This is a genomic window from Candidatus Infernicultor aquiphilus, from assembly GCF_002784285.1.
In the GTDB taxonomy this organism is placed as follows: Bacteria; Atribacterota; Phoenicimicrobiia; order Phoenicimicrobiales; family Phoenicimicrobiaceae; genus Infernicultor; species Infernicultor aquiphilus.
On record NZ_PFKO01000001.1, the window covers coordinates 1 to 6,434 of the forward strand.

Annotated in this window: 7 protein-coding genes; 5 read left to right on the top strand and 2 right to left on the bottom strand. The window is 38.1% G+C overall.

All coding sequences use genetic code 11. The features are described 5' to 3' along the window. The 3 genes from COZ07_RS00005 to COZ07_RS00015 all read left to right on the top strand — a co-directional run. On the top strand, positions 1–1,026 hold a 1,026-nt coding region (locus COZ07_RS00005; RefSeq protein ID WP_406606572.1), incomplete at its 5' end, for a zinc-binding dehydrogenase. A 121-nt stretch (positions 1,027–1,147) separates the two neighbouring features. After that, entirely contained in the window at positions 1,148–1,429 is a 282-nt protein-coding gene (locus tag COZ07_RS00010) for an NAD(P)-dependent oxidoreductase (protein WP_406606573.1), read from the top strand. A gap of 53 nt (positions 1,430–1,482) precedes the next feature. Next, positions 1,483–2,643 carry a Gfo/Idh/MocA family protein gene (locus tag COZ07_RS00015; protein ID WP_406606574.1) on the top strand — a complete coding sequence of 387 codons (1,161 nt, stop codon included), beginning with the start codon at positions 1,483–1,485 and terminating at the stop codon, positions 2,641–2,643. 97 nt (positions 2,644–2,740) lie between these two features. Here the strand turns inward: COZ07_RS00015 and COZ07_RS00020 are convergent, their stop codons facing one another. Both COZ07_RS00020 and COZ07_RS00025 read right to left on the bottom strand, forming a co-directional pair. Continuing rightward, complete coding sequence (locus tag COZ07_RS00020; RefSeq protein ID WP_406606575.1) at positions 2,741–2,962, bottom strand: hypothetical protein; 222 nt, start codon at positions 2,960–2,962, stop codon at positions 2,741–2,743. Beyond that, complete coding sequence (locus COZ07_RS00025; protein ID WP_406606576.1) at positions 2,947–3,603, bottom strand: substrate-binding domain-containing protein; 657 nt, start codon at positions 3,601–3,603, stop codon at positions 2,947–2,949. The genes COZ07_RS00020 and COZ07_RS00025 overlap by 16 nt, the downstream gene beginning before the upstream one ends. A gap of 321 nt (positions 3,604–3,924) precedes the next feature. Here COZ07_RS00025 and COZ07_RS00030 point away from each other — a divergent pair, with 321 nt between their 5' ends. Beyond that, a complete protein-coding gene (locus COZ07_RS00030; RefSeq protein WP_406606577.1) occupies positions 3,925–6,006 on the top strand; it encodes a molybdopterin-dependent oxidoreductase in 2,082 nt (693 codons plus the stop codon). Between the two features lie 99 nt (positions 6,007–6,105). Continuing rightward, positions 6,106–6,434, top strand: a 329-nt coding sequence (locus COZ07_RS00035; RefSeq protein ID WP_406606578.1) for a nitroreductase family protein, incomplete at its 3' end; no start/stop codon positions are given.

Sequence of the window (6,434 nt, forward strand, 5' to 3'; positions counted from 1 at the left end):
AAGTGGAAACACCAATTTACTGCCGGTAAGAAGTTTGCTATTCAACCTGCTCTAAATTATAAAGGGAGTCTTGACGCTCCAGGCTATTCCTTCCCCTATATAGGTGGGGATGCTACTTATATAATTATACCTAATCAAGTTATGGAAATGAATTGTTTGCTGGAATATAATGGAAAAGCCTTTTATTATGGATCATTGGCAGAACCGATGTCTTGTATTGTAGGAGCTTTTCAGGCTAATTATCATACTGTTGCTGGTAACTATACCCACCATATGGGGATTGCCGCAGGAGGAAACATGGCCATTTTAGCCGGGGCAGGTCCGATGGGTCTTGGTGCGATAGATTATGCTATCCATAGGGAGAGAAGACCTAAATTATTAGTGGTTACTGATCTTGATGAGGTAAGATTGAAAAGAGCCTCCTTAATCCATACCATAGAAGAAGCTAAAAGGAGAGGTGTTGAATTAAAATATATTAATCCCCAAGATATAGAAAATCCGAAAGATTACCTTATTTCCATGACTGGAGGTAAAGGGTACCATGATGTCTTTGTTTTTGCAGCAGTAAAAGCCATTGTAGAACAGGGGGATAAAATTTTAGCCAAAGATGGCTGTTTGAACTTCTTTGCCGGTCCCACCGATTCAGAATTTTCCGCCTTGGTTAATTTTTATAATGTTCACTATACTTCAACTCACTTAACCGGAACTAGCGGAGGGAATACTCAGGATATGATTGAATCACTCCAAATGATGGAAAAAGAACTTATCAATCCTTCGGCAATGATTACCCATATCGGGGGGTTAAATAGTGTAGTGGATACTACTTTAAATTTACCCCGAATACCCGGTGGCAAAAAATTAATCTACACTAATATTGAAATGGAACTTAGCTCTATTTCTGATTTTAAGAAAAAAGGAGAGACTGACTCTTTATTTGCTCAATTGGCTAAAATAGTTGAAAAGAATAATGGATTGTGGTCACCAGATGCCGAAAAGTATTTGTTAGAAAATGCTTCAGTTATATAAGAAAACAATAAAATATAAAGGCAATTCGGAATATTGACATCCAAGGAAATGGAAGAACTTATCGGAATGTGTAACCGGGTTGTTGTAATGCAAGACAGATTTTCTTAAATTCCAAAACCTGGTGAATATTTTACGGCAGGTTTCTTATGCCGGGATAATAGCGCTTGGTATGACATTTGTAATTATTGTTTTTGTCATGGCAGGTGTGACAAAAGACAACCAGGGATTTCTAAGTGCGGAAAAACTTTCACTGATTAAAAAAGATTCTTTCTTTATTCTTATGAGCAGGGCAGCAGTCGTGGATTTTGACGCATTATGCGGCCTGCCCCCGCTGCGTATGCAGATTGCAATGAGAGAAACAGTCAAAAACTTGGTAAGCAAAAAAATTCTTGGTCTGGAATAGTCTTTTAGATCTAAAGTAGGACAGGCGTCTCGCCTGTCTATTGGAGGGATACAATGAAAAAACTGTATGGAGGAATAATCGGGGCAGGCAAAAACTCGTTTATCGGGTTAGTTCACAGAGCTTCTGCCACTCTTAACGGAGAAGCAGAAATTATAGCTGGTGTTTTTTCAAGCGATTCTGCAAGATCTGCAGAGCGTGGAGCAGAACTAGGAATTGAAAAAAGCAGAATATACAGTAATTACATGGAGATGATAGAAAAAGAAAACAGTCTTCCTAAAAGGGCAAGAATTGATTTTGTGATCATAGCAACTCCAAATGCTTCACACAGTAACATGACAAAAGCATTTCTTGAGGGAGGATTTCATGTTGTCTCGGACAAACCCATGGCAGTTTCTCTTTCTGAAGCGCTTGAAATAAAAAAAATAGCGGAAAAAACAGGAATGATATTTGCGCTGACACATGGTTATACCGGCTATCCAATGGTTAAACAGGCAAGAGACCTGGTCAGGTCCGGCAGTATTGGAAGGATAATCAGCATTTTGGTTGGATACACTCAGGGATGGCTTTCTCCACTTATAAATGATCCGGAAATATTCAGGACTTGGCATCTTGATCCTGCTGTTTCAGGTCCGTCCTGTACCATGATAGATATCGGAATTCATGCACTGAATCTTGCCCAGACCATAACCGGTTTAAAACCTGAAAAAGTCTGTGCAGACCTTAACACAGCCATCCCCGGAAACCAGCTTGATGATAACGGCAGTGTTCTGATAAAATTCAGTGGCATGGCAAACGGTCTTCTTCACGCCTCGCAGGTTTCAACCGGGGAAGGAAACGCTCTGCGGATAAGGATATACGGAGATAAGGCAGGCCTTGCCTGGGACCAAGAATTCCCCGAAGTTCTTGAAATGATGAACCTTGACGGTACAAGCACCATATTTAAAAAAGGGATTCCAGCCTTGTGCATAGAAGCCCGAAAAGCATCGAAACTTCCTCCCGGTCATCCAGAAGGTCTAATCGGCGCGTTTTCAAATATATACTCTGCCGCTTTTAGAGCCATGAACTGCGTTAAAAACAACCAGCCTCCCTGTTCCGGAGGAATAAGCGGATGGGATTTTCCCGGTATGGACGAAGGGATAACCGGGATTGCTTTTGTAGAGGCAATTCTAAAAAGTAGCAAGTCATCGGAAAAATGGACAGAAGTTATTTTATAAAATCTTTTTGACCTGAAAAAAGGGGCTGCTATGTAGCAGCCCCTTTTTTTGTTTAATCACAGAAATAATAAGCAATTGATATAAAGTTTTATGCTAATCAGTTTACTTCATCCGGATTATAGTAGTCAGCTACGTTCTCAGCGGTTATAAGTTCTGCTGAAAGAATAATTCTTAAGGGAAGCTTTTTCTGATAGAAACCTTCAAAGGTTTGCTTGTTATAACCGAGAATAGCAAGCCCGATAGCTGTTGCTATACAGTCCGGCGGGTAAGTGACATTTGCTCTTACCAGCTTGTCGCCATCCATTATCTTCTGGAGCATTTCTTTTGATGCGCCGCCGCCGAGGAATATTTTGATATCGCTTTTTCCTGGTTCCATTCGCCTGGCTGTGAATCAAGTATTTCAATTCCCGGATATTTGGCTGCAGTTGCCTTGATTGTGTCAATTCTAGTTGTATTGATCGGGCATGGAATACCTTCGATAATAACCATTTTGCCCTTGTACCCCAGTTCTTTTGCAATCCATTCAGTTCCTTCACGGGTATAGCCTTCATCATCATTTGAAATATAAACATCATAAACAGGTTTTGTGGTACCTCGGTCAAGAACTACCGTGTATATTCCTTTCTTATAAGCCTGCTCTATAACAGAAGTCACTGAAGCATCGAATGGAAATACAACAATCGCATCGATTTCTTTAGTCATTAAGTCTTCAATATCGGCTGCTTGTTTGGTAACATTATCAGCGGTTAAAACAAGAAACTCGAGTTTGGGACTTTTTGCCTTCCAGTCTGCAACCGCTTTCTGTACCCACCAGTTGACTCTACCCATATAGCCGTGAGTAGCAGTCGGAAGAGAAATACCAATTTTTCCAGTGTAATCAGCTTTTTCTGCTGATATACTCATTGAAGCAAGACAAAAAATCAACCCCATAACTAACAAAACCACTAATACTTTTTTCATTTTTTTCTCCTTTTCTTTCATATTATTTTTGACAGTACCTTATATTTGAATTTTAAGGAAATTTTGTTAAATATTTCACCTCCATTTTTCTTCAGTATTTTATTAACCCGAAGGGCAAGATACTACCTGTCTGCGTGCTAACCTGTCTGCGTGCGCCTGCCTGTGCCGGCACGGCAGACAGGTACACGCACAGGCAGGCGCACACAGGCAGAGAAGCCCAAGTTTTTTAACGAAAGTCAATTCTGGAGATTTTATAAAATAGTAAAATAGAGTATAATAAAAAAAATATATTTGAGATTAAAAGAGGAATAATAAAATATAATGCCTAAAACCATAAATTCAGTGTGTCCTAAGGATTGTTTTGGTTCCTGTTCGTTAGAGGTTGAGGTAGAAAAAGGGAAGGTAATAAAAGTTAGAGGGAATCGCAATAGCCCGGTAAGTCAGGGCAGGATATGTAGTAAAGGGAAAAATTATCCAAATCTAGTCTATGGCCCGGAAAGACTGTTATATCCATTGCAGAGAATTGGCGAGCGAGGCAAAAGTGAATTTAAAAGAATTAGCTGGGAGCAAGCTTTAAATATAATTTATGAAAAGCTTCGAGGCTTAAGAGAACGGTATGGACCAGAGTCAGTTTTGTATTATGTCAGATTTGCTAATTTGGGAGTAATGAAAAATTGCGCTTACAGCTTCTGGTATCAGTTTGGCGGTTTTACTTCTACTTATGGAGGTTTGTGTGATTCTGCGGCCCAAGAAGCGATCAATTTAACTTATGGAAAAGTAAAACATAATAAGATTTCTGATTTAGAAAACTCAAAATTGATAATATTATGGGGCACAAATCCGGCCTATACTAATATTCATCTGATGCATTATTTAAATAAGGCTTTAGACCAGGGAGCAAAATTAATCAGTATTGATATAAGAGAAAATGAATCCGGGAAGAAAAGCAATTTATATTTAAATCCTCGAGTGGGGACTGATGGCTGTCTTGCCTTAGGGGTGGCCAACCAACTCATAGAAAGCAATATAATAGATGCTGATTTTATAAATAAATATACTTTTGGGTTCGATGAATTCAAAGTATTAACCAGAGAATATCCTTTGGATAAAGTTTCTGCTATAACTGAGATCCCTATAAATAAAATTAAAAGTCTGATAAATTATATAAAAGAAAATCCTGAATATGCCCTTATCTGTGGGATGGGTGTTCAAAGATATACTAATGGGGGACAAACCGTAAGAGCCATCTCTCTTTTACCCGCATTAACGGCTAGCCTTGGAAAAAAAGGTTGCGGTTTTTACTTTAGTGATAGACAGGCTCCTGAATTAAATTGGCCCTTTCTTCCGGAAAAACCTGATAAGATTCGTAATTCCATAGCAGCAGCTAAACTGGCCAGCGAATTAGATCATCAAACGGAACCTCCCTACCTGTGCGTGCCTGCCTGTGCGACAGGTACGCACGCAGACAGGTTAGCACGCAGACAGGCCCTAAAAGCGATATGGATAGAAGAAGCAAATCCAATGACCAGTAACCCAAATGTTAATTTACTGGCTAAGGCGATGAATAAATTAGAATTTATTGTAGTTGCTGATCTTTTTTTAACTGATACAGCAAGGATAGCCGATATTATTTTACCAGTAACTTCAATGTTTGAGTATTATGATCTAATTACCGGATATGGCCATTCTTATATTCAGCTACAACAAAAAGTGATTGAACCATCAGGTGAATGTAAACACGAAAGTGAAATATATAGACTTTTAGGTAAAAAATTCGGTTTTAATTTAGATTATTTACCGGAAAATAACTTGAGTACTATAGAAAAGATAATCAGTAGTTCTAATTTAGATACCGATATCGATGAATTAAAAGAAAAACCCTACCTTCATCCCGACTATCAAGAAATAGCGTTTAATGATTTCAAATTTAATACTTCTTCTCAAAAAATAGAATTTTTTTGCCAGAAAATGAAAGATAAATGGGGAGAAAATCCTCTCCCGATATATCGTGAGGCAGTAGAAAATAAATATACTTCGCCAGATATTTATAAGAGATATCCTTTATCTTTAGTGAGTAGCCATGCCCTAAAGAAGATGAATTCTCAATTTTCAGATATCACCGCTTTTCAAGAAGAGCCTTTTATCTGGATTAATCCCTCTGATGCCGAGAAAAGAAAGATTAAAAATGGAGATAAAGTAAAAGTCTATAACCAAAGAGGTAATTTTATTTTAAAGGCCCTACTTACGAAAAAAGTGGCTAAGGGAATTGTACATATTTACTTTGGTTGGTGGGATGGAGTGCATAAAGTTAATATAAATAAACTTACCGGAGATTATATCAGTGATATAGGTTATGAAGCAGCTTTTCATAACTGCTTGGTCGAAGTAGAAAATACAGTCTGACGGTTCTCTGTTCCTAAAATTTTATTAGTATGCTATAATATTTATCAAAAATCATTAATAAGTAAAAGAGAACCGTCCCCTGTACCTGGGAGAAATGAAATGAATTTTTTAGATTTAGTAAAGAAAAGACAAAGCGTTCGAAAGTATCTAAATAAAATGGTGGAAAAAGAAAAAATTGAACGCTGTCTGGAGGCGGCACGGCTTGCCCCTTCGGCTAGTAATTCCCAGCCCTGGGAATTTATCGTAGTAGATGATCCAAAATTAAAAGAAGCAGTAGCCAACGAAACATTTGATCGAATTATTTCTTTCAATCGTTTTTCACTACAGGCACCTGTTCTAATTCTATTAATTTCGGAAAGATCAGGTTTGGTTAGAAAAATTGCCGAAGCTATCAAAGATAAACCATTTAATCTTATCGATATTGGAAT